This window comes from Paracoccus sp. L-17, assembly GCF_056857655.1.
Map to the genome: position 1 here is coordinate 23,829 of NZ_JBSXNM010000029.1, position 22,902 is coordinate 46,730.

22 protein-coding genes and 1 pseudogene are annotated in these 22,902 nt (G+C 67.0%); 11 read left to right on the forward strand and 12 right to left on the reverse strand.

What is annotated here, in order from left to right; genetic code table 11:
- Positions 1–30: 30 nt before the first annotated feature.
- The 8 genes and pseudogenes from adh to AC13CR_RS04165 form a co-directional block, all read right to left on the reverse strand.
- Positions 31–1,557 (reverse strand): aldehyde dehydrogenase, encoded by a 1,527-nt coding sequence (gene adh / locus AC13CR_RS04130; RefSeq protein ID WP_292954098.1) that lies wholly within the window; start codon positions 1,555–1,557, stop codon positions 31–33.
- 196 nt (positions 1,558–1,753) lie between these two features.
- On the reverse strand, positions 1,754–2,704 hold the full coding sequence (locus AC13CR_RS04135; RefSeq protein WP_292954101.1) for a helix-turn-helix domain-containing protein: 951 nt from the start codon (positions 2,702–2,704) through the stop codon (positions 1,754–1,756).
- A 247-nt stretch (positions 2,705–2,951) separates the two neighbouring features.
- Positions 2,952–4,040 (reverse strand): annotated as a pseudogene (locus AC13CR_RS04140) (ABC transporter ATP-binding protein); the annotation flags it as partial.
- 18 nt (positions 4,041–4,058) lie between these two features.
- Positions 4,059–5,603, reverse strand: a complete 1,545-nt coding sequence (locus AC13CR_RS04145; protein WP_446232442.1) for an alpha-amylase family glycosyl hydrolase — start codon at positions 5,601–5,603, stop codon at positions 4,059–4,061.
- Positions 5,596–6,729, reverse strand: a complete 1,134-nt coding sequence (locus AC13CR_RS04150) for a carbohydrate ABC transporter permease (protein ID WP_292954110.1) — start codon at positions 6,727–6,729, stop codon at positions 5,596–5,598. The genes AC13CR_RS04145 and AC13CR_RS04150 overlap by 8 nt, the downstream gene beginning before the upstream one ends.
- A complete protein-coding gene (locus AC13CR_RS04155; protein ID WP_292954113.1) occupies positions 6,729–7,721 on the reverse strand; it encodes a carbohydrate ABC transporter permease in 993 nt (330 codons plus the stop codon). The genes AC13CR_RS04150 and AC13CR_RS04155 overlap by 1 nt, the downstream gene beginning before the upstream one ends.
- Positions 7,722–7,782: 61 nt before the next feature.
- Positions 7,783–9,138: an ABC transporter substrate-binding protein gene (locus AC13CR_RS04160; protein ID WP_292954115.1), complete on the reverse strand. Its 1,356-nt coding sequence runs from the start codon at positions 9,136–9,138 to the stop codon at positions 7,783–7,785.
- 85 nt (positions 9,139–9,223) lie between these two features.
- Positions 9,224–10,282: a quinoprotein relay system zinc metallohydrolase 2 gene (locus AC13CR_RS04165; RefSeq protein WP_292954117.1), complete on the reverse strand. Its 1,059-nt coding sequence runs from the start codon at positions 10,280–10,282 to the stop codon at positions 9,224–9,226.
- A 138-nt stretch (positions 10,283–10,420) separates the two neighbouring features.
- On the opposite strand from AC13CR_RS04165, the gene pqqA reads away from it, so the two are divergent.
- From pqqA to AC13CR_RS04195, 6 genes are all read left to right on the forward strand, one after another.
- On the forward strand, positions 10,421–10,513 hold the full coding sequence (gene pqqA / locus AC13CR_RS04170; protein ID WP_043131127.1) for a pyrroloquinoline quinone precursor peptide PqqA: 93 nt from the start codon (positions 10,421–10,423) through the stop codon (positions 10,511–10,513).
- A gap of 71 nt (positions 10,514–10,584) precedes the next feature.
- Positions 10,585–11,466, forward strand: a complete 882-nt coding sequence (gene pqqB, locus AC13CR_RS04175) for a pyrroloquinoline quinone biosynthesis protein PqqB (RefSeq protein WP_292954125.1) — start codon at positions 10,585–10,587, stop codon at positions 11,464–11,466.
- On the forward strand, positions 11,463–12,212 hold the full coding sequence (pqqC, locus tag AC13CR_RS04180; protein WP_292954127.1) for a pyrroloquinoline-quinone synthase PqqC: 750 nt from the start codon (positions 11,463–11,465) through the stop codon (positions 12,210–12,212). Before pqqB ends, pqqC begins: the two co-directional genes overlap by 4 nt.
- Positions 12,212–12,505, forward strand: coding sequence for a pyrroloquinoline quinone biosynthesis peptide chaperone PqqD (pqqD, locus tag AC13CR_RS04185; protein WP_292954129.1), 294 nt, complete (start codon positions 12,212–12,214; stop codon positions 12,503–12,505). Before pqqC ends, pqqD begins: the two co-directional genes overlap by 1 nt.
- Positions 12,502–13,635: a pyrroloquinoline quinone biosynthesis protein PqqE gene (gene pqqE, locus AC13CR_RS04190; protein ID WP_292954131.1), complete on the forward strand. Its 1,134-nt coding sequence runs from the start codon at positions 12,502–12,504 to the stop codon at positions 13,633–13,635. Before pqqD ends, pqqE begins: the two co-directional genes overlap by 4 nt.
- 3 nt (positions 13,636–13,638) lie before the next feature.
- Positions 13,639–14,412, forward strand: coding sequence for a quinoprotein dehydrogenase-associated SoxYZ-like carrier (locus AC13CR_RS04195; protein ID WP_292954133.1), 774 nt, complete (start codon positions 13,639–13,641; stop codon positions 14,410–14,412).
- 34 nt (positions 14,413–14,446) lie between these two features.
- On the opposite strand, the gene AC13CR_RS04200 is transcribed toward AC13CR_RS04195, so the two are convergent.
- Genes AC13CR_RS04200 through AC13CR_RS04210 form a run of 3 tightly spaced genes read right to left on the reverse strand, consistent with a single transcriptional unit; the run spans position 14,447 to position 16,785 of the window.
- Positions 14,447–15,043: an ATP-binding cassette domain-containing protein gene (locus tag AC13CR_RS04200; RefSeq protein WP_292954136.1), complete on the reverse strand. Its 597-nt coding sequence runs from the start codon at positions 15,041–15,043 to the stop codon at positions 14,447–14,449.
- On the reverse strand, positions 15,033–15,773 hold the full coding sequence (locus AC13CR_RS04205) for an ABC transporter permease (protein ID WP_414692145.1): 741 nt from the start codon (positions 15,771–15,773) through the stop codon (positions 15,033–15,035). The genes AC13CR_RS04200 and AC13CR_RS04205 overlap by 11 nt, the downstream gene beginning before the upstream one ends.
- A 34-nt stretch (positions 15,774–15,807) precedes the next feature.
- Complete coding sequence (locus tag AC13CR_RS04210) at positions 15,808–16,785, reverse strand: ABC transporter substrate-binding protein (protein ID WP_292954139.1); 978 nt, start codon at positions 16,783–16,785, stop codon at positions 15,808–15,810.
- Positions 16,786–16,962: 177 nt separating this feature from the next.
- Here AC13CR_RS04210 and AC13CR_RS04215 point away from each other — a divergent pair, with 177 nt between their 5' ends.
- From AC13CR_RS04215 to AC13CR_RS04235, 5 genes are all read left to right on the forward strand, one after another.
- Positions 16,963–17,670, forward strand: coding sequence for a response regulator transcription factor (locus AC13CR_RS04215; protein ID WP_446233088.1), 708 nt, complete (start codon positions 16,963–16,965; stop codon positions 17,668–17,670).
- Positions 17,670–18,836: an FIST N-terminal domain-containing protein gene (locus AC13CR_RS04220; protein WP_292954145.1), complete on the forward strand. Its 1,167-nt coding sequence runs from the start codon at positions 17,670–17,672 to the stop codon at positions 18,834–18,836. The genes AC13CR_RS04215 and AC13CR_RS04220 overlap by 1 nt, the downstream gene beginning before the upstream one ends.
- Positions 18,826–20,148 carry an ATP-binding response regulator gene (locus AC13CR_RS04225; RefSeq protein WP_292954148.1) on the forward strand — a complete coding sequence of 441 codons (1,323 nt, stop codon included), beginning with the start codon at positions 18,826–18,828 and terminating at the stop codon, positions 20,146–20,148. The genes AC13CR_RS04220 and AC13CR_RS04225 overlap by 11 nt, the downstream gene beginning before the upstream one ends.
- A 97-nt stretch (positions 20,149–20,245) precedes the next feature.
- A complete protein-coding gene (locus AC13CR_RS04230; protein ID WP_292954151.1) occupies positions 20,246–20,857 on the forward strand; it encodes a hypothetical protein in 612 nt (203 codons plus the stop codon).
- Positions 20,854–21,201 (forward strand): hypothetical protein, encoded by a 348-nt coding sequence (locus tag AC13CR_RS04235; protein ID WP_292954153.1) that lies wholly within the window; start codon positions 20,854–20,856, stop codon positions 21,199–21,201. The genes AC13CR_RS04230 and AC13CR_RS04235 overlap by 4 nt, the downstream gene beginning before the upstream one ends.
- A gap of 164 nt (positions 21,202–21,365) precedes the next feature.
- On the opposite strand, the gene ubiB is transcribed toward AC13CR_RS04235, so the two are convergent.
- Positions 21,366–22,901, reverse strand: a complete 1,536-nt coding sequence (ubiB, locus tag AC13CR_RS04240) for a 2-polyprenylphenol 6-hydroxylase (RefSeq protein WP_292954156.1) — start codon at positions 22,899–22,901, stop codon at positions 21,366–21,368.
- Between the last annotated feature and the right edge of the window lies 1 nt (position 22,902).

Below are 22,902 nucleotides of genomic sequence, written 5' to 3' on the forward strand. Positions count from 1 at the left end.
GACGGCCCCGAAGGGCCGCCCCGCCTGGCATCAGAAGAAGCCCAGCTTCTTGGGGCTGTAGCTGACCAGCATGTTCTTGGTCTGCTGGTAATGGTCCAGCATCATCCGGTGGTTCTCGCGCCCGATACCCGATTGCTTGTAGCCGCCGAAGGCCGCGTGCGCCGGATAGGCGTGATAGCAATTGGTCCAGACCCGGCCCGCCTTGATCGCACGGCCGAAGCGATAGCAGGTATTGGCCTCGCGCGACCAGACGCCTGCGCCCAGCCCGTAGAGGGTGTCGTTGGCGATCGACAGCGCCTCGTCATCGTCCTTGAAGGTGGTCACGGACACGACCGGGCCGAAGATCTCTTCCTGGAAGACCCGCATCTTGTTGTTGCCCTTCAGCACCGTCGGCTCGATATAATAGCCGCTAGACAGATCGCCTCCCAGATCGGCCGCCTTGCCGCCGGTCAGCACCTCGGCACCTTCCTTGCGGCCGATGTCGAAATAGGACAGGATCTTTTCCTTCTGCTCGCTGCTGGCCTGCGCGCCGACCATCGTTTCGGAATCGCGCGGATCGCCCTGCTTGATCGCCTTCACGCGGGCCAGGGCGCGGTCCATGAACCTGTCATAGATCGATTCGTGGATCAGCGCGCGCGACGGGCAGGTGCAGACCTCGCCCTGGTTCAGCGCGAACATCACGAAACCCTCGATCGCCTTGTCGAAGAAATCGTCATCCTCGCGGGCCACGTCCTGGAAGAAGACGTTCGGCGACTTGCCGCCCAGTTCCAGCGTCACCGGAATCAGGTTCTCGGACGCGTATTGCATGATCAGCCGGCCGGTCGTCGTCTCGCCGGTGAAGGCGATCTTGGCGATGCGGTTGCTGGAGGCCAGGGGCTTGCCCGCTTCCAGACCGAAGCCGTTGACGACGTTCAGCACGCCCGGCGGCAGCAGATCGGCGATCAGATCCATCAGGACCATGATCCCCGCCGGGGTCTGTTCGGCCGGTTTCAGCACCACGCAATTGCCCGCCGCCAGCGCCGGGGCCAGCTTCCAGGTGGCCATCAGGATCGGAAAGTTCCACGGAATGATCTGGCCCACCACGCCCAGCGGCTCGTGGAAGTGATAGGCGACGGTATCATGGTCGATCTCGGAAATGCCGCCTTCCTGCGCGCGCAGGACGCCCGCGAAGTAGCGGAAGTGATCGACCGCCAGCGGCAGGTCCGCGGCCATCGTCTCGCGGATGGGCTTGCCATTGTCCCAGGTCTCGGCGGTGGCCAGCAGTTCCAGATTGGATTCGATCCGGTCGGCGATCCTGTTGAGGATGTTGGACCGTTCGGCGACCGAGGTCTGGCCCCACTTGTCCCGGGCGGCGTGGGCCGCGTCCAGGGCGGCCTCGACATCCTCGGCACCGGATCGGGCGATCTCGCCGATCTCGCCTCCGGTGATGGGCGTCGTGTTCATGAAATACTTGCCCGATTTCGGCGCCACCCAGGTGCCGCCGATGAAGTTGTCATAGCGTTTGGCAAAGGGCAGCACGCCCACGCCCTTGAATTCGTGCGTCTGGTCGTTCGGCATTGTCTTGATCCTCCTCTCGTCCCGGCATTTCCTGACCGGGCCTGGGTCACAGTTTGGGATGCTGAGGATTCGATTCAACGCAGGCGGGATCGCCATCGCGTGAACCTGTCTCGCGGGTGAGACAGGTGTCGGATCTTATCGACGGCGGCCGGCCCGGCGCCGCGCCGGCCACGCCGATGACGTTCTTCGGCGCCGGCTATCTGTCCGCCAGACCCAGCCGCGCCATGCGCCGATACATCGTCGCCCGTCCGATCCCCAGGGCGCGCGCGGCGGCCGAGACGTTGCCCTCGGCCCGCGCCAGGGCCCGCGTCACGGCGGCTCGTTCGGCCCGGTCGAAACCCTGCATGTCATCCTCGCGGCCCAGAAGATCGGCGGCGGGGCGCGGCTTGATGGCGCCTTCGCGTTCCAGCCCCATGGCGCGCCGCGCGGCGCGGGTCGCGCCGATGGCCAGGTCGTCCTTGTCCACCGCCAGAAGCAGCGTCGCCTCGGTTCCGTCGCCCGAGGCGACGACGATCCGCGCATCCGGGAACGAGGCGCGAAAGAACACCGCTTCGATCGCCCGCGCGGTCTGGGCCACCTGCGCACCGATCAGGCGGTTGTAGCGTTCGGTCTGGTCGGCGCGGGCGGAACTGACATCCAGGGCCGCCATCAGCCGTCCGTCCGGCCCCCAGATCGGCGCATCCATGCAGGACATCCCGGTATTGCGGGTGCGGAAATGTTCGTCGCGATGGATGGTGACCTGCCGCGCCTCGGCCAGGCAGGTGCCGATGCCGTTGGTGCCCTGCGCGGCCTCGGACCAGTCCATGCCCTGCCACAGACCCCAGTCGCGGAATTGCGCCGCATCGCCATCGCTGACGCGCTGATCCAGCACCACGCCCGCCGCATCGGTCAGCAGCACGTTGCAGCCCGACAGGCAGACCAGGTTGTAGAGCTGGTCCAGCTGCGGTGCCGCGACTTTCAGGAAATGCTCCATCGCCTGTCGCCGGGCCGACAATTCCGCCAGGCTCAGGCGTTCAGGACCGCGGGCATCGCCCGGATCCAGCCCATGCTTCAGCAGCGAGCGGCGCCAGGATGCCGCCAGCGCCGAGGTCGCGGATTTCGACTGCGACTGCTCGGCCACCAGATCCGCGTGGCTGCGATGCGCCATGATTCCCCCCAATCGCGACGAGTATAGCAGATCGCGGTATCGGAGATTTACGACTTTCGTCGCAGAATCAGCGGACCGGGCCCTCGGGCTTGATCAGCCCGTCCTCGATCCGGTCGCCATCCTCCCCGTCCCTGCCCCCGTTCCGGTCCTGTCCGTTCCGATCTGCCGGCATGGCGGCCGCGCCGCGATCGCCGCCCATGCTGCCTGCGGCGCGGGCCGTGCGCGGCTGATAGGGCGGCAGGTCGGTGCCGTCGCGATACAGAAGCGAATTGCCCTTGTGAAACAGATGCAGCGCCTGCGGATCGGCGGTCAGCCGCACCGTGCTGCCCTTCAGCCCCGGATGAATGCCGGACAGCTTGGCGATGATCGGCACCGCACCGCCCTGGGTGCCGAAATAAAGCAGCGTCACCTCGCCCAGGGCCTCGGTCAGATCGACCTTGCCTTCGAACAGGGCGGTGCCGTCGGTCTCGCGCATGTCCTCGGGGCGGACGCCCAGATTGATCTCCATCCCCTCGTCGCCGGGGCGCGTGGGGATCGCCACCTGCGCCTGGCCGCCGCCGTCCAGTGCCACGCCGGTCATCTCGCCGACCGCCGTCACCTTGCCCGGCAGCAGGTTCATCGCCGGGCTGCCGATGAACTGGGCCACGAATTCGTTCACCGGACGTTCATACAATTCCAGCGGCGCGCCGACCTGCGCGATGCCGCCGCCCGCCAGCACCACGATGCGGTCGGCCAGCGTCATCGCCTCGGTCTGGTCGTGGGTGACATAGATCATCGTCCGGTCGGGCATCGAGGCCTTCAGCTGCGCGATCTCGATCCGCGTCGCCACCCGCAGCGCGGCGTCCAGGTTCGACAGCGGCTCGTCGAACAGATAGACCTTGGGGTCGCGCACGATGGCCCGGCCGATCGCCACCCGCTGCCGCTGGCCGCCTGACAGGGCCTTGGGCAGCCGGTCCAGATAGGGCGTCAGTTGCAGCATCCGGCCGGCGCGGTCGGTCGCCTCGCGGATCTCGGCCCTGGACTTGCCGGCGATCTGCAGCGCGAAGGCCATGTTGTCGCGAACCGTCATGTGCGGATAAAGCGCATAGGACTGAAACACCATCGCGATGCCGCGCTGGCTGGGCGGGATGTCGTTCATCCGCTGGTCGTCGATCTGCAGGTCGCCGCCGGTGATCCGTTCCAGCCCCGCGATCATGCGCAGCAGCGTGGACTTGCCGCAGCCCGAAGGCCCGACAAAGACGATGAACTCGCCCGAGGCGATCTCCAGGTCGATATCGCGCAGAACCTGCACGTCGCCATAGGACTTGGCGATGTCCTTCAGTTTCAGATCGGCCATCCCGCGTTTCCTCCCCGTTCAGCCCTCGATGACCTGGACCTGCCACGGCGCCAGCCCGCCGACCTCTTCCTCCGAAAGATTGGCGCGGATCCGCAGGGTCTGTTCGCTGTCGGCGCGGGTGAAGGACAGGATCGGGCCGTCGGCCTTCATGTCGCTCATGCTGCCCAGGCGCAGCGCCGAATGCTTGTTGCGCAGGCCGATGGCCCAGCGATAATGATGCAGCACCGATTGCGCATCGGCCTCTTGCGCGACGACGGTGCGTTGCAGATGGGCATGCGGCACGGGCAGCCAGGGCTGGCTGGTCGAGAAGCCGCCATTCACGCCCATATCCCAGACCATTGGCGTCCGGGATCCGTCGCGCCCCTTGTATTCGGGCCAGAATTCGATCCCATAGGGATCGCGCAGATCCTCGAACTGCAATTCGGCCTCGGGCAGGCCCAGCTCTTCGCCCTGATACAGGCAGACGCTGCCGCGCAGGCACATCAGCAGCGTGCAATAGGCCTTGGCGGCCTGATCGGTCAGGCTCCAGCGGCTGATATGGCGCATCACGTCGTGGTTCGACATCGCCCAGCAGGGCCATGCGTTCGGCGCGATGCTGTGCAGCCGGTCAAAGACCTCGACCACGCGCGCCGCCTGCAAGCCGTCGCCCGACAGGAAATCGAACACATAGGACATCTGCACCCGGCCGGGCACGCCGGTATAATCCTCCAGCAGCTCCAGCCCGCGCTCGCTGTCGCCGATCTCGCCCACGACGACGGCGCCATGCGGTTTCAGCATCGCCGCAAAGCGTTCGAGGAATTTCAGGTTCTCGGGCTGCGACTTGTCGTACCGGTGGCTTTGATGGTTGTAGGGGTTCACCGCCGGCGCGGTATCGGCCTTGCGCAGCTCCGGCGCCAGCGGCGGGTTGTCGCGCAATTTCCGGTCGTGGAAATAGAAATTGATCGTGTCCAGACGAAAGCCGTCCACGCCCTTGTCCAGCCAGAAGGCCGTCATCTCCAGCAGCGCGTCCTGAACCTCCGGGTTGTGGAAATTCAGATCCGGTTGCGCCGACAGGAAGTTGTGCAGGTAGTATTGTTCGCGCCGGCCTTCCCATTGCCAGGCACTGCCGCCGAACAGCGACAGCCAGTTGTTCGGCGGCGTCCCGTCGGGCTTGGGATCGGACCAGACATACCAGTCGGCCTTGGCATTGTCGCGGCTGGCGCGGCTTTCCTTGAACCACGGATGTCGGTTCGAGGTATGCGACATCACGAGGTCGATCATCACCTTCAGGCCCAGCTCATGCGCCCGCTCGATCAGCCAGTCGAAATCCTCCATCCCGCCGAAGATCGGGTCGATGCCGCGATAATCGCTGACATCATAGCCGAAATCCTTCATCGGCGAGGTGAAGAAGGGCGAGATCCAGACCGCATCCACGCCCAGCGACGCGACATAGGGCAACCTTTGCGCGATCCCCGCAAGATCGCCGATTCCATCGCCGGTCGTGTCCTGAAAACTGCGCGGATAGATCTGATAGATGATCCCGCCCTTCCACCAATCGGCCGTCTTTTCCGTCAAGTCATCCACCTTTCACCGATCCGGCCAGAAGGCCGCGGACCAGATATTTCTGCATCGCGAAGAACACGACCAGCGGCACCGCGATCGAGATGAAGGCCGATGTCGCCAGAATTTCCCATTCGCCGCCCTTCGATCCCATCAATTCGCGCAAAACGCCCGTCATCACAAGCTGTTCCCTGGTATTGCCAAGGAAGACCGTGGCCACCAGCAGGTCGTTCCAGACCCACAGAAACTGGAAGATCGCGAAAGAGGCAAGGGCCGGAAAGGACAGCGGCAGGATGATGCGACGGAAGATCTGGAACTCGGTCGCGCCATCGACGCGGGCGCTTTCGATCACCTCGCGCGGCAGGCCGACCATGTAGTTTCGCAGCAGATAGATCGCCAGCGGCAGGCCGAATCCGGTATGGGCCAGCCAGATGCCCAGATAGCCCTTGCCGATGCCGATCTCGTTATGCAGCCGCAGCAGCGGGATCAGCGCCACCTGCAGCGGCACGACCAGCAGGCCGACCACGGCGGCGGTCAGGATCGCGCGGCCGGGAAATTCCATCCAGGCCAGCGCATAGGCGGCGAAGGCCGCGATCAGGATCGGGATGATGGTGGCCGGAATCGTCACCGTCAGCGTGTTCATGAAGGCGCGGCCCAGCCCTTCGGCCTGCAGGACGCGGCTGTAGTTCCGGGTGGTGAATTTCGGCGGCGCCTCGGTGGTGACGAAGATCCGTTCGCCGCGTCGCATGTCGAAGGGCCGGGCCGAGGTCAGCCGATAGGATCCGTCCTCGTTCACGGTCAGATCCCAGCCATCCTCGATCCGGGTTGTCTCGCCCGGCTGGAACTCGGCCGGCTGGCGCGCGCCGGTGCCCCAGGCGACCAGCGATTGCCCGCCCTCCAGGACATTGCCCTCGATGATGTAGAGCCCGTCCCGCTGCTCCGCGTCCTTGTCGGTTCCGGTTCGCACGAACCCCGTCTGTTCGGAGGCCGAGAAGGACTGCCACCAGCCGGAACTGGCGATCTGGTCGCGGTCGCGAAAGGACGACACGAACAGCCCCAGCGTCGGGATCGTCCACAGGATCACCAGCAGCAGGGCGGAAATGTTGACCGCCCAGACCAGCGACGACTTGCGGCCCGCCATCCCGTCCATCAGCGCACCTCCCTGCGGGCATTGCGGATGTTCCAGACCATGATCGGCGTGACCAGGACCATCAGGATCATCGCCACCGCCGAGCCGCGTCCGTAATCGGACGCGCGAAAGGTCCAGTCATACATCAGGTTGGCCAGGACCTGGGTGCCCCATTGGCCGTTGGTCATCACGAAGACGATGTCGAAGACTTTCAGCACGACGATGGTGATCGTCGTCCAGACCACGGCAATCGTGCCCATGATCTGCGGCACCTTGATCTTCATGAACACCTGCATGGGCGAGGCCCCGTCCAGGATCGCGGCCTCGATCGTTTCTTCGGGGATGCCGCGCAGGGCGGCGGACAGGATCACCATGGCAAAGCCGGTCTGGATCCAGACCAGCACGATCATCAGCAGGAGATTGTTCCACGGGATCAGCGTCAGCCAGATCTGCGGATCGCCGCCCAGTTTCGTCACGATCCAGTTCAGCAGGCCGATCTGCACCTCGTCGGGGCCGCGATATTCGTAGATGAATTTCCAGATCACCCCGGCACCGACGAAAGAGATCGCCATCGGCATGAAGATCAGCGACTTGCCGATATTGCCCCATCTGATGCGGTCGGTCAGTTGCGCCGCGATCAGCCCGAACAGCGTCGAAAGCGCCGGCACCACCAGAAGCCACAGCAGATTGTTCAGCATCGATTCGCGAAACTTGCTGTCGCCCGCCAGCCAGGTGTAGTTGCTGAATCCCACGAAACGGCTGCCATTGGCATTGTTCAGCGACCGCCACAGGCTGTCGAGCACCGGATAAACCAGATAGAGCGACAGGAACAGGATCGCCGGCCCCAGAAACAGCCAGGGCCGGATCTGCCCGGCCCTTCGGATGTTGCGGCCCGCCGCCGCGCCGCGCGGCGGATAGACCGCGTCGAGGATCATGTTCGAGCCCCAGAACCAGGCCACGCAGCCGAAGACACCGATGATGATCGTGCCCGAGGCCAGCCACAAAAGCTCCATCCCCTCGCTCCTCTTTTCGCTGGGCCGCGGCGGGTCGGGCCGCCGCGGCCGGTTCTTGCGGTCAGTTCAGCGTGGACCAGGTCTGCTGGATCTGGTCGGCGACCTGCTGGGCCGAGGCGCCGCCGACGAAATCGACCATGCCGGTCCAGAAGGCGCCCGCGCCGATGGCTCCGGGCATCAGGTCCGAACCGTCAAAGCGAAAGGTCGTGGCGTCGGTCAGGATCTTGCCCATCTTCTTTTGCCCGTCATTGGCGTAGGCATCCGGATTGGCGCCCTTGTATGGCGTCAGGAAGCTTTTCTGGGCCATCCAGATTTCGTGCGCGGCCGGGGTCTTGAGAAAATCGATGAAGGCACGCGCGGCGGGATTGTCGGTCAGGACCGAGAACAGCGTGCCCCCGCCCAGGACCGGCTGGCCCATGCTGCCATCGGCCGGCGCCGGGAAGTAGAAGAAATCGGCATCCAGCCCGACCTCGACATCTTCGGGGAAGAACGAGGGAACGAAGCTGGCCTGCTTGTGCATGTAACACGAAGGCGGACTGTCGAACAAACCCTTGGGGCTGTCGCGGAAATCGGTCGAGGCCACGGCGGCCGCGCCGCCCGCGACATAATCGTCGTTCTTGGCGAACCAGCCGAATTCCTCGATCGCCTTGACCACCTTGGGATCGTTGAACGGGATCTCGTTGGTCACCCAGCCGTCATAGACCTCGGGCGGATTCATCCGCAGCATCAGATCCTCGACCCAGTCGGTCGCGGGCCAGCCGGTCGCCCCGCCCGAGCCCAGCCCGATGCACCAGGGGGTTTCGCCATCCGCGGCGATCTGTTCGGTCAGCGCCTTCAGATCCTCGTAGGTCTTGGGCACTTCGTAGCCGGCATCCTCGAAATTCTCGGGCACATACCAGACCAGCGATTTCACGTCCGCCTTGAACGGAAAGGCATAGAATTGCTGCGTGCCGTCGGCGCCGGCATAGGTGCCCAGCTTGGCCCAGCTGTCACCGGCCGCATAATTGTCGCGCACCCATTGGGCGGTTTCTTCGCCCAGGGGCTTCAGATTCCCTTTCCGGGCGATGTCGGCGGCCAGACCGGGCTGGGGAAACACCGCGATATCGGGCGGCGAGCCTGCATCGCTGTCGATCACGATCTGCTGTTCGAAACTGTCCGAACCGGAATAGTTCGCCTTGGCCCCGGTCGCCTCTTCGAAATAGGGCAGAAGCGAGGTGAACAGCGTCTGATCCTCGCCCAGCCACGGCCCGAGAATGGTGAAGGATTGCCCTTCCAGATTGCCGTAGCTGGCCTTGAAATCCTCAAGGCTCTGCCAGTCGATGCGGTCGTCGCTGCCCGGTTCGATCACCTTCTGGGCCTGCGCGGCGCCCGCCGACAGGGCCGCCATCGCGGCCGTCAGATACAGAACTTTCCTCAAGTTACCCTCCCGTTTTAGGATGAATCGCAGGATGTTGATCCTTTTCGCCAGCATCGGCGCAGCCGCGTCCCCTGTCAAATGGGACTTATTCCCATTCCAGCTCCTTGTAGGCGGCGGTCGCGTCACGGGCGACCGACATGTCAAAGGAATTCCACCCATCGGCCATCGGCGCAAGAGCCTTGCCGATCTGGGGCACCGCCTGCGACATCGGCTGGCCTTCGCCGATCCGCTGCCGGGTCTGGTCGACCAGCGCCTTCAGGAACCGGATCTGCGGTCCTGCCGCGGCCGTCCACTCGTCCGAGATCGCGCCATGGCCCGGCACGATCAGCGGCGGCGCGGGTCGCGGCGGGCGCGCCAGCCAGTCCAGCCAGCCCAGCACCGATCCGTCAACGATCGGCGTCAGATCCCGAAAGACCAGATCACCGGTGAACAGCGTGCCCGTCGCCTGGTCCCGGATCCACAGATCGTTGTCGGTATGGGCCGTCTGCGCCGCGTTCAGTTGCAGCACCCGTCCGCCCAGGTCGATGGTCAGACGATTGCCGACGACGACATCCGGCGCCAGCACCTCGGTTCCGATCATCGCCTGCGGCCCGAACAGTCGCGCCATGTTGTCCAGATAGGTGGGCGCCCGCGCCTCCAGCGCGCGCGGCAAGGCGCGATGGCCCACGATCTCGGCCCCCGCCTCGGCAAATACGGCGCTGCCCATTGCGTGATCGGGATGCATGTGCGTCACGATCAGATGGCTGATCGGCCGGTCGGTCACCCGCCGGATGGCGGCGTAAAGCTGCTGGCCCTGGGCGCGCGACACGCCGCTGTCGATGACCGCGACCGAGGCATCGCCGATGACCGCCGCCAGATTGGCGATCCTGCCGTCGGGCGAATCCTCCAGTTGCACGGGATCGCCCTGAAACAGCAGGATGCCCGGCGCGATCTGCCGCAGCGGCAGGGCGGGCAGATCCGCTGTCGCGACACAGGCCGTGCCGCCGGATCGCAGCCCCTTGCGTCCGGACAGCCACGCCTCGCTGATTCGCCGCGCCTGCGCGGTGCATTCCTGCCGCGTCGCGGCATCGCCCTGCGGCAGCAAGATCGGCCCGCAGCTCCCGGACGGACCGGCAAGGCAGGCGGTCAAGATCAGGTAAAACATTGCCGAATCTTCCCGCTGATGGTGGTGGTTTCGATCATATCCGCGCGAATTGCGACCTTGGTCTGGTTGTTTGGCGCACAGACTGCTTTAACATGAAAGACAGTCGCCACAGCGGCGAATGTGAACGGAGGATGACACATGGCCTGGACCAAACCGATTCTGAAAGAGATTGCCTGCGGCATGGAGATCAACATGTATGCCCCGGCCGAGGACGAGCCCGTCCTGTTCTGAGCCTTGGAAAACAGGCAAGGTGAACGGCCCCGTCCGACGATCTCGGGCGGGGTCTTTGCGTCGGTGGAGACATGAGGATCATCGTTCTGGGTGCGGCGGCGGGCGGCGGTCTGCCGCAATGGAACTGCGGCTGCGCGAATTGCCGCGCGGCCCGCGCCGGACGCATCCCGTCGCTGAGTCAAAGCTCGGTCGCGGTCAGCGCGGATGGCCGTGACTGGGCGATCCTGAACGCCTCGCCCGATATCCGCACGCAGATGGCCGCGACCCCGGCGCTGCATCCGACCGGGCCGCGTGACATGCCGATGCGCGCGGTCCTGCTGACCAACGGCGACATCGACCATGTGGCGGGCCTGCTGACGCTGCGCGAAAGCCAGCCCTTCGACCTGTTCGCGACCGAGGCCATTCACGACGCGCTGGCCGCCAACCCGATGCTGACCGCCCTGCGCGCCGATCTGGTGCGGCGGCGCAAGGTGACGCTGGACCGGCCGACGGACCTGCTGCCCGGCCTGACCGCGACCCTCTTCGCGGTTCCCGGCAAGGTGCCGCTGTATCAGGAAGGCGATATCGTCGAGACCGGCCTGATGGGCGAGACGACGGTGGGGGTTGAACTGGCCGCCAACGGCAAGCGCGGTCTCTATATTCCCGGCTGCGCGGCGATGCCGGAATGGCTGAAGGACCGCATCGCGGGGGCGGACGCGCTGCTGTTCGACGGCACGTTGTGGCAGGACGACGAGATGATCCGCATGGGACTTGGCCGGAAGACCGGCCACCGCATGGGCCATATGGCCGCTGGCGATTCCATCGCGGCGCTGGCCGACGTGTCGGTCGGGCGGCGCATCTTCGTCCACATGAACAATTCGAACCCGCTGACCGATCCCGACAGCGCCGAGGCCGCGCAGGCCCGCAGGCAAGGCTGGCAGATCGGCCGCGACGGCATGGAGATCACGCTGTGAAGGATCTAGGCCACGGCCCGCAATCCCGCGACGAATTCGAGGCGCGGCTGCGCGCCATCGGCGCCGAACGCTATCACGACCGCCACCCCTTCCACGCGCGACTGCACGGCGGCGACTGCACCCCGGACGAGGTGCGCGCCTGGGTTATCAACCGATGGATGTATCAATCCCGCATCCCGATGAAGGACGCGGCCTTCATGTCCCGCGTCACCGACCCCGATTTGCGCCGGGCCTGGCGCAAGCGGATCGAGGATCACGACGGCGGCGTCGCCGAAGGCGGCGGCATCCGCCGCTGGCTGGCTCTGGCCCGCGCAGTGGGGCTGGATCCGGATTACGTCGCCAGCGGCGCGGGCGTCATGCCCGCCACCCGCTTTGCCGTCGATGCCTATCTCCGCTTCGTCCGTGACATGCCGCTGCTCGATGCGGTGGCTGCCAGCCTGACCGAACTGTTCGCGCCGAAAATCCATGCCCAGCGGATCGAGGGGCTGCTGGCGCATTACGATTTCGCCGACGATACCAGCCTTGCCTATTTCAGAAAGCGGCTGAGCGAGGCCCCCGACGACGTGGCCTTCGGGCTGGATTACGTGCTGAGCCATGCCGACACGCGCGAAAGACAGGACGCGGCAGCGGCGGCGCTGATCTTCAAGACCGACGTGCTGTGGGCGCAGCTGGATGCGCTGTGGCATGGCTATGTCCAGGGCAACATCCCCCCCGGCGCCTGGCAACCCGGCGAGGGAATGGCCTGATGGATCCGCTGATCGCCCCCGACCAGATACCCTATCTGCCGCGCGGCGTGCGTCTGGCCCATGACCGCGTGCGCGGCATCCGCGTGCTGCAGGCGCCCGAACGCGCGATGCAGCTGGACGCCGTCGGCGACGCCATCCTGTCCGAACTGGACGGCCGGCGATCCATGGCCGCCATCGCAACCCGGCTGGCGCAACGATACAACGCCCCGGCCCGGCAGATCGCTGCCGACCTGAGCGATTTCCTGACCGGCCTCGTCGAGCGCCGCATGGTGTTCGTGAAGGACGCGCCATGAAGGACCACGCCCAGCCGCGCGACCTTGACGGCAACCCCGTCCGCCCCGGCCTGCCGATGGCGATGCTGGCCGAGATCACGCATCGCTGTCCCCTCGCCTGCCCCTATTGTTCCAACCCGGTCGAACTGACCCGCGCGCAGGCCGAACTGCCGGCCGAGGACTGGGCGAGGGTGTTCCGCGAGGCCGCCGATCTGGGCGTGTTGCAGGTTCATGTCTCGGGCGGCGAGCCCGGCGCGCGCCGCGACCTGGCGCAGATCGTGACCAGCGCGCGCGAGGCGGGGCTTTACGTCAACCTCATCACCTCGGGCATCGGCATCACGCGCGACCGGCTGCAAGAACTGGATCGCGCCGGCGTCGATCACGTGCAGCTGTCGCTGCAGGGCATCCGGCCGGACATGGCCGACCGCATCAGCGGCCATCCGGGGTCGTGGGACAAGAAGATGGGGTTCGCCGGCTGGGTCACGGAGATCGGCTTTCCGCTGACGATCAACGCCGTCGTGCATCGGCAGAACATGGACCGGCTGCCCGACATGATCGACCTTGCGGAAACGCTGGGCGCAAGACGGATCGAGGTCGCCACGGTGCAGTTCCACGGCTGGGCCGACCTGAACCGCGCCGCGCTGATGCCCACGGGCGATCAGGCGGCGGCGGCACGCCGGATCGTCAACGAAGCCCGCATCCGGCTGCGCGGACGCATGGTCATCGACTACGTGCCCGCCGACCATCACGCCATCTATCCAAAGGCCTGCATGGGCGGCTGGGGCAGCACCGGCCTGAATGTCGCGCCCGATGGCACGGTGCTGCCCTGCCACGCCGCGCAGTCCATCACCTGGATGAAATTCGAGAACGTGAAGGATAGGGCCCTGTCCGACATCTGGCATATGTCCGACAGTTTCAACGCCTTTCGCGGCACCGCATGGATGTCCGAACCCTGCCGGTCCTGCGATCGGAAAACCGTGGATTTTGGCGGCTGTCGGTGTCAAGCTATGGCATTGGCGGGCGATGCGCGGGCGACCGACCCGGTCTGTTCGAAATCGCCGCTGCGTGCGCGGGTGGTGGCGCGGGCCGAAGAGGATGCGGCCTCGGACACTGCCGATCTGATCTACCGACGCATGAAAAAGGGAGGATAAGTGATGAAGACATGGCTTGCGGCCGCGCTTCTGCTGGCATCACCCGCATTCGCGCAGGACAACCCGATGCAGCCCTCCGCGATCTGGGACGATCTGCGCGATTCCGTCGCCGGCCTGACCGAGGAACCGCCCATCGATCCGGCGGCACTGGATCTGGACGCACCGGTTCGCGCCAATGACGCGGCGCTGGTGCCGATCCGGCTGACCCAGGCCGCCGACGCCCCGCCCTTGTCCGACCTGACCCTGGTCATCGACCAGAATCCCGCCCCCGTCGCCGCCGAATACAGCTTTGGTCCGGCGCTGATGCCCCTGGATTTCGAGGTTCGCGTCCGTGTCAACGCCTATTCCGACGTGCGCGCCATCGGAACGCAGGCGGGGGGCGGCAAGGTCATGGCCGGCCGTTTCGTCAAGGCCTCGGGCGGCTGCTCGGCGCCGGCGGGCAAGGACATGGCCACGGTCGAGGCCCTGATGGGCCAGATGCGCTGGAAGACGGCGCAGCAGGATGGCCGCCAGATCGGCACGCTGATGATCCGGCACCCGATGTTTTCGGGCCTGCAACGCGATCAGGTGACGCTGCTCAACATTCCGGCGATGTTCATCGACAGGCTGGAGGTGCGGCAGGGCGACGAACTGCTGTTTTCCATGCAGGCCGGAATTTCGGTCAGCGAGGATCCGGTCTTCCGCTTCGCCTATCAGCCGAACGGCCAGCCGATCAGCGTCCGCGCCGAGGATGTGGACGGAAACCTGTGGAATCAGACCTTCGAGGCGGCAGGCTAGGCCGGCCGGCCGCGTTCATGCCGGCGCAACCGGGTCAGTCCCGATCGCGCTGCAGGACCGCAGGATGGCCCGACAATCGAAAGACCTGCGCCTCCAGCCGCGCCGGTTCGCCGGCGTCATGGGTGACCAGGAAGAGCCCCGCCCCGCTGCGATCCAGCAGGCCGGCGGCCAGCCGGATCATCCGCGTCGCGGTTTCGGGATCGAGGCTGGCGAAGGGTTCGTCCATCAGCAGGATATCGGGCCGGGCGGCAAAGGCGCGTGCCAGCGCCAGCCGCCGCTGCTGGCCCAGCGACATCTGGCGCGGAAACTGATCCTCGCGCCCCGCCAGCCCGACCTGCGCCATCAGGTCGCGCCCGACCGCCGCATCGCAGCCCGCGGCGATCGTGATGTTGTCCAGCGCCCGCCGCCAGGGCAGCAGGGTCGGTTCCTGGAACACGACCGCCAGCCGGTCATCGCCTTCCGCTTGGCCGTCGAAATCCCGATCCAGCCCCGCGACGATCCGCAACAGCGTAGATTTGCCGATCCCCGACGGCCCCAGGACGGCGACCCGCCGGCCGCGCCCGATGGTCAGCCGGATCGGCCCCAGCACCGCGCGCCCGGCAAAGGATTTGCCGCGCAGCTCAATCCGCATCGCGCCTCCAGCGGTTTGCCCGCGCCTCCCAGGGGCGCAGCACGGCCAGGTCGATCGCCAGCATGACCGCGACGAAGGCCAGCGCCCAGGCCAGCACGCCGGCCACATCGAAGCTGGAAAACAGCAGGTAGATCTTGAAGCCGACCCCGTTCGAGCGGCCCAGAAGCTCGACCACCAGAACGATCTTCCAGATCAGCGAAATTCCCGCCCGCGCCGCCGCCGCGACATGCGGCGCCAGCTGCGGCAGCACGACATGGCGCAACCGGGCCGGCGCCGTCATGCGAAAGGCTTGGGCCATGTCGTCCAGATCGGGCCGCAGGGCGCGCGCGCCCTCGCGCAGCATCACGGTCACGACCGGGATCTTGTTCAGCGCCACGGCGACGATGGCCGCGACCTCGTTCAGGCCGATCCAGATATAGGCCAGCACGATCACCACCAGCGCAGGCAGGTTCAGCGCGATCACCAGGCCCGGATTCAGCCAATGGTCGGCGGCGCGCGACCGGCCCATCCACAGACCCAAGGCCAGCCCCACCGCCATCGCCAGCACGAAGCTGGCCAGCACCCGGAACAGCGTCATTCCGGCATGAAACCACAGCTCGCCCGACGCGGCGATCGCCACCAGTTCGGACCAGACCGCGCCCGGCCCCGGCACGGCGCGCGGATTGTCCGACAGAAGGGCCAGCACGAACCACAGCGCCAGCATCGCCGTCAGCGACAAAAGCCCGGGCACCGTGCCGGGGGCTTGCCATGGATATCGGGGCCGCCTAGTCACCGGACCAGAACAGCCCCTCGGGCAGCCGCGTCAAGCCGCCGGTCAGATCCTCGCCGCCCAGATCGGCCATGACCGAAAACATCTTCTGCGCATTCGCCGCATCGACCGGCCGGTCGGGCGGGATCCCCGCGCGCCAGCCGTCGCGCAGGGCCCGGAACTCGGCCTCGGAATCGGCATTCATGATCGGGCGCAGATCCTCCCAGGCGGCATCGTCGCGCGCCAGCAGGTCCTTGGCCTGCCGCGAGGCCCGCGCGAAGCCGCGCGCCAGATCGGGATGCGCCGCGATCCAGTCCTCGCGCAGGACATAGCCCAGAAGCGGGGTGGCGGGGTCCAGCCCCAGATCGGTCGCGGCCTGGCTGACGCTGATGATCTCGCGCATCCCCGCCGCCTTCATCCGGGCGAGATAGTGCCAGAAATTGACCGCGCCAGCGACCTGACCCGTTTCGGCGGCGTTGCGGATCACCGGCGGGGCGCCGAAGACCTGTCGCGTCGCATCGGCCAGATCGACGCCGTTCCGCTGCCGGTTCCAGGCCCGCAGGATCAGCCAGCTCTTGTCCACCGGGCCACCCGCGATGCCGATCTTCTGCCCCTCCAGATCGCCCGGCGTCCGCGCCGGACTGTCCTTCGGCACGACCAGCCCGCCCACGGCGGTCGAATAGGGCAGGAAGGTGAAATCGGCGCCGGCCGCGCGCTGCCGGGCCACCCACAGCCAGTCCGAGACGATGCTGTCCACCTGGCCGCCCTGCATGGCGATCTGCGTCGCGGGATTGCCGGCCAGCGGCAGAACCTTCAGCGAAAAGCCGTTCTTGCGGTCCAGACCCCGGCCGATGATGGTCTGCAATTCCCAGTTGACCGTGCCGTTTTCCAGCGCGCCGATGGTGATGACCGGCACGGCCGCGAAGGCGGGCGCGACCGTCAGCACAAGCGCCAGGGCCGCGCGGGCGATCTGCCTGCGGATGATGTCCATCATCTCGATCCTTCCCGGTTGCGGTCAGGGTGTCATGGCCCGGGCGGGCTCGCAAGGCGGGCGATGCTAGACCTTGGTCGCAGATCAGGGTTGCTTTACCACGCCGCAGTTCTACAATCGCGGCATATTGTTGCGACTTCGGGAGGGCCGCGACAAGGGGGATCTCGGGGAGGAAATGTGATGACCGCCGCAGCCATGCAGGCGCGACAATCGCCGTCGCCACGACCAAGCGCGGATCAGGTGCGCGAAATCCTGATCGTGGACGATCATCCGCTGATGTGCGACGCGCTGGCGCTGACGCTGAAGATCAGCTTTGGCCTGAAAAACGTGCGCACCGCGCGCAGCCTTGCCGCCGCCATGGAACAGATCAAGGCGCAGGGTGCGCCCGATGCCGTGATCCTGGATCTGAACCTGCCGGATGCGCGCGGTTCGGAAGGCATCGTCACCCTGCGCCGGCAGCTTCCCGACGTGCCGATCACGATGATCTCGGCCGATCTGGAACATGCCATGATCGCGGCCGCGATGGCCGCGGGGGCACAGGGCTATATCAGCAAGTCGCTGAGCCGCGAGGCGCTGGTGGACAGCCTGCGCCGCATGTGGGGCGGCGAACACGTGACCCCCGACAGCTATCATCCCGGCGAACCGGATGCCGAGGACACGGCCAGGGCCGAACTGGCCCGCCGCTTTTCCACGCTGACACCGCAGCAGATGAAGATCCTGCGGTTGATCTGCCAGGGCAAGGCGAACAAGGAAATCAGCTACGAATTGTCGATCGCCGAGGCGACCGTGAAGACCCACATCACGGCGATCATGTCCAAGATCAACGCGCGCCGCCGCACCCAGGCGGTGCTTCTGGCGAATTCGGTCAGGCTGTTCGAGGCCGGCTGATGGATACCGGCCCGGCTGCGAAGGAGGGCGTCGCCGGGCCGGTGGCCGTGCAGGCCGGCCGCGGGGCGGCCAACCCGGCCTCGATCCTGCTGGACGGCCTGCGCGGAGCCCGGCCCGCCCTGGTTCTGGTCTTCGGCGCGAAGGGGGACGAGCTTGCACCTCTGGGCGATGCGCTGAAGGCCGGCCTGCCCGGCGACTGCATCATCGCGGGCTGTTCCTCGGCCGGCGAGATCGGGCCGTCAGGCTATGCCTCGGACAGCATCGTGGCCATCGGCTTTCCCACAGCCAGCTTTCGCGCCAGCGCCCATCTTCTGCGCGATCTGGGCGCACTGCCGGTGTCGGACTGGATGGCGGGGCTGCGGCGGATGCACCGCGCTTTTGCCCCCGATCCGGGCCGCGCGCTGTTCGGCCTGCTGCTGGTTGACGGGCTTGCCGGGCAGGAAGACGCACTGGTCGCGACGCTGGAGGCGGCCCTGCCCTCGGTCCCGGTCCTGGGCGGATCGGCGGGCGACGGGCTGGATTTCCGCCGCACCACCCTGCTGGCTCGGGGTCACACCCTGTCGGACGCGGCGATCTTCCTGCTGGTCGAGACCGATCTGGCGATCAGCGAGGTGACATTCGCCCATTTCAGCCCGACCGAGACGCGTGCCGTCGTGACCGCGGCGATCCCCGAAAAGCGCCGGATCCTGGAACTGAACGCAGAGCCGGCCGCCGATGAATATGCCCGCCTGACCGGCATTGCCCGCGACCGGCTGACGCCCACCGAATTCGCGCGCCGCCCGCTGCTGCTGCGCACCGGGCGCCGCCACCATGTCCGCGCCATCAGCGAAGTGACCGAGGATGGCGGCCTGTCGCTGATGTCGGCGATCGATACCGGCACCGTGCTGACGCTGGGTCGGGCCGAGGACATGACCCAGGGTTTCCTTCAGGCGCTGTCGGCCCTGCCGCGCCCGCCGCTGATGGTTCTGGGCTTCGACTGCATCCTGCGGCGGCTGGCGCTGGAACGGGCCGGGCTGGCGACGGTGATGTCGGATCTGTTCACCCGCTTCCGCGTCGCGGGTTTCAACACCTATGGCGAACAGCACAGCGGAATGCACGTGAACCAGACTTTCGTGGGTCTTGCCTTCATGGATCACGGGGCGCCCGGCGACAGCCATGCTGCGTGAGGACGACCCGCCCGAGCGACAGGTCGAAAAGCTGCGCCGCATCACCGGCGTGCTGATCGACCGCATCGACCGGCTCGAGGAAACCCGCGGCTCGGCCTGGTCGATGTTTCAGGCCGCGGTCGCGCTGGAACAAGAGGTCATGGCCCGCACGCGCGAGCTGGAAAAGGCCATGGCCGACCTGTCGCAGCGCAACCGCGAACTGGCCGTGGCCCGCGCCGCCGCCGAAGAGGCCAACCGGTCCAAGACCCGCTTCCTGCGCGCGGCCAGCCACGATCTGTTGCAGCCGCTTTCGGCGGCGCGGCTGTTTCTGGCCGCGCTGGCCGATACTAGGCTGGACGAGGCGCAGCGCGAACTGACCGACCGGCTGGGCGGCGCCTTCGAATCGGTGGAACAACTGATGCATGCCGTGCTCGACATCTCGCGGCTGGACAGCCAGCGGATCGAGTTTCACCGCCAGCCGGTCGCCCTGGGCGATCTGTTCAGCAGGCTGGCCGCCGAATATGCGCCGGTGGCCGCAGCAAAGGGCCTGGGCCTGACCTTCGTGCAGACCGATGCGGTGGTCGAAAGCGATCCCGTCTTCCTGCGCCGGATCGCGCAGAACCTGGTCTCGAACGCGATCAAGTATACCCATCGCGGCGGCGTCCTGGTGGGCGCGCGGCGGCGGGGCGGCACCTGCTGGCTGTCGGTCTATGATACCGGCGTCGGCATTCCGGCGGTGGACCGCAACCGCGTCTTCGACGAGTTTCAGCGGCTGGGCACCGAATCCGGAACGCCGGGCATGGGGCTGGGCCTGTCCATCGTCAAGCGCGCCTGCGCCAAGCTGGGCCACCCGATCAGCCTGACCTCCGAGGCGATGCGCGGCACCCTGTTCCGCGTCGGCCTGCCCCTGGTCGATGCCGCCATCGACCGCCGCGCCCAGCCCCCCGACCGGATGATCCGCGCGCTGCGCGGCCGGGTCGCGCTGGTGATCGAGAATGACGCCGGGATGCGGCGCGGATACGAGATGATCCTGACCGACCGGCTGGGCATGGTGGCCCGCGTCACCGGCGGCACCGCCGAGGCGCTGGCCACGATGGGCGACGAGCCGCCGGACGTGATCCTGGCCGACTACAACCTTGAAAGCGGCGATGACGGAATCAAGGCCATCGATGCCCTGCGCACCAGCGCAGGCCATGCCGTGCCCGCGGTGATGGTGACCGCGCGGCGCGACCCGGACATCGCGCGCGCCTGCGCCGCGATCGGGGTGAACCTGATGGAAAAGCCCGTCAGCCCGGCCGAACTGGGCGAGATGCTGGGCCGCCTTCTGGGCTGAATCCCTGCGACCAAGGGCTGAGACCGGGCCTGCCGGGGCTTGCCCTCGGGCGCGCGCGGCGCAATCGTCGTGGCGGGGAAAACCGGAGGACAAGATCATGAAACGCGCCATCGTGACGGCCCTGTGGCTGGCCCTGTCGGCCGCGCCGGCCCTGTCGGGCGAGGCCGGAGACGCGGTCTTTGCCGAACGCGGGCCGTGGAAACTGCAACGGGACGGGATGCGCTGGTCGCATCGCGTCGATGGCCCCGAGGCCGAGGGGTTTGTGCAAGTCGATGACGGCTCGGTCACGCTGCGCGAAGCGATCGACCCCACGGACCAGAAGCCGATCCTGCAAATCACCCAGAAGACCGATACGCGCAGCCGCGAGATCGGGCCCTTCCCGATTTCGGGCGGCGATCCGGTGCTGGTCTTCTTCCTGGAACAGACCACCCGCGACATGGCCCGGCTGACCGGCGGCAGCCCCTTCTATATCCGCAACCGCATCAAGGATGCGATCTTCCGGGGCGGCCAGATCGCGGCCGCCGGCGCGGCCCGCAAGGCGACCTTCCGCCCCTTCGCCGACGATCCCAACGCCGCGCGGATGCAGGGTTTCGAGAGCCTGACCCTGACCTTCGTTCTGGACAGCGACCCCAAGGCCCCGATCCGCGAATTGCTGGCCGAAACGCAGGGCGGGACGCCCGGGTACCGGAACCGCATGGTGCTGCAATGATCCGCGCGCTGATCCTGGCCGTGCCCCTGACCGCCGCTCTGGCCGCGCCGGGTGCCCGGGCGCAGGCGGTCAACGACTTCCCGACCAATGCGCGGGCGGAATATGTCTTCGCCTGCATGGCCACCAACGGCGAGAATCGCGAGATGCTGGACCGATGTTCCTGTTCCATCGACCAGATCGCGACGGTGCTGCCCTATGACGACTACGTCCAGGCGGAAACCGTCCTGCGGATGCAGCAGACGACGGGCGAGCGCGCCTCGATGTTCAAGGGCATGGCCGAGATGAACGACATGGTGGCGAAGCTGCGCCGCGCCGAGGCCGAGGCCGAGATCCTGTGTTTCTGAAGCCCGAAGCAGAGGACCGCGCCGGGCTGTGGATGGATGGCGACGCGCCTGCGCCGGATCGCTTCCGATCGGGTTGACCGGATCCCGACCATGCCTCTTGGCGATGCTCTTGCGGGGCGGGGCGCGCATCCCGTCTGCGACCCGGGGCCGGCCGGCAATGTTTCTTATCCCAATGCCAGGCCGATCGCGGCGCCGGCCGCCAGCGACAGCACCGTGACCAGCCACAGGGGCACGCGCGACGCGGGGGCCGCCGGGGCGGGCGCGGCGTCTTCGGGATGGGCACGGTTCCACAATGCCTGTTCGACGATCTGCGGCAGCAGCGGTCCATAGCGGCCGACCGTCTGCGCCACCTTCGCCATGTCCGAGGCCAGCGCGCGCGGCCCCAGATTGGACTTGATGTAGTCCGACACGACCGGACGCGCCGCCTCCCAGATGTTCAGCTGCGGATCGACCGACCGCGCCACCCCCTCGACCACGACCATGGTCCGTTGCAGCAGGATCAGCTGCGTCTGGGTGCGCATCCCGAAGCGTTCCGTCACCTCGAACAGATAGGCCAGCAGGCTGGCCATGCTGATACGGCTGGCATCGGCGCCGAAGATCGGCTCGCCCACGGCGCGCAGGGCGCGGGCGAATTGCGCCTCGTCGCGGTCGCGCGGCACATAGCCCGCCTCGAAATGGACGCGGGCCACGCGGCGGTAATCGCGCTGGATGAAGCCAAAGAGGATCTCGGCATAGACGCGGCGGGTATATTCGTCGATCTCGCCCATGATGCCGAAATCATAGGCGATCACATCCCCGTTCGACGCAACCTTCAGGTTGCCGTGATGCATGTCCGCGTGGAAGAACCCGTCCCGCAGGGCATGTTGCAGGAACAGCTGGATCACCCGCGTGGCGATCCGGGTCGTGTCGTGGCCCGCCGCGATCAGCGCCTGCGGATCGCCCATCGGCAACCCCTCGGCCCAGTCCGAGGTCAGCACCCGGCGCGCCGACAATTGCCAATGCGGCAGCGGCACCTGAAACGCCTCGTCGCCGCGCGTGTTCTCGGCGAATTCCGAGGCCGAGGCGGCTTCCAGCCGCATGTCCTGTTCTGCCGTCACCACGCCTTCGAAATGGCTGACCACGTCGCGCGGACGCAGGCGGCGGCTGCCGGGCGACAAAAATTCGATGATCGAGGCGGCAAAGTGAAAGGCGTCGATGTCACGGCGGAAGGCGGCACCGATATTGGGGCGCAGCACCTTGACCGCGACCTCCTGCCCGGTTTCGCGCACCCGCGCCCTGTGCACCTGCGCGATCGAGGCGGCGGCGACCGGTTCGGAAAACTCGCTGAACAACGCATCGACCGGCCGGCGCAAATCGGCCGCGACGATCTGCTGGGCGATCGCGGTCGGAAAGGGCGGCAGCCGATCCTGCAACATCCGAAGCTGTTCGGCCAGTTCGATCCCGACCACATCGGCGCGCGTCGACAGGATCTGGCCGAACTTGATATAGGCCGGTCCAAGCGCGGTGATCGCGCGGGTGATCGGCGGCAGGGCGGGATCGCCCGGATAGCCCAGCCAGCGGAACGGCCAGCCCAGCACCCGCGCGGCCAGCCGCAGGCGGGGCGGCGCCTCGACCGCGTCCAGAACCGCGCCCATCGCGCCGGTGCGTTCGAAGGTGGCGCCGGTTCGGATCAGGCGCAGGATATTGTGCGGGCCGCGCATG